Annotated in this window: 1 protein-coding gene; it reads left to right on the top strand. The window is 58.4% G+C overall.

The features are described 5' to 3' along the window. A partial coding sequence (locus D7X55_RS45970) for a hypothetical protein (protein WP_233610412.1) occupies positions 1-183 on the top strand: 183 nt, incomplete at its 5' end. Between the last annotated feature and the right edge of the window lie 339 nt (positions 184-522).

The following is a 522-nucleotide window of genomic DNA, read 5'->3' on the forward strand; positions in this document are numbered from 1 at the left end:
ATATCGGCCTCCCAGCCTGGGGGGGAACCTGTGGATAGTTTCGAAGGCATGGCAAAAGGGCTTTTTTATCCACAGATTGCCCATACCTTGTGTATAAGTCATACAGGGCAGCTGTGGACAGCGTGGAACGATCGGTCTGAATTCTTTGAAATCTGTGGAACCGCCCAGGGCATGGGACCGTAGATTTCAAGGAATCTGCAGGTTCATCCGCTGGTACTCGTCGGCGACGAGGCAAGCGCTGTCCACGGCATCGCCTGAAATCGGCGAAATCCAAGGCTCACACCCCCGCTACCCTTCGCAGAATCGAAGGATTTCCGGGCTTGCCGAGACCCGCATCTGCTGGGATGAGGAAACAGCGCCACGTGGAACCAGCGGTCAGGGCGCAGGCAGACCTGCGGTAACTGCTCCATAGCTGGCCGGATAGCTGGCCGGGCACGTCCGGCTTGACCGATGCAGTAAGCTGATGAATTCCCTGCCCCTCTGCCGCCCCGTGCGGATGGTCTTTCGCGCCCCATGCTTATC

This window comes from Corallococcus sp. AB049A (assembly GCF_003668885.1).
Lineage (GTDB): Bacteria > Myxococcota > Myxococcia > Myxococcales > Myxococcaceae > Corallococcus > Corallococcus interemptor.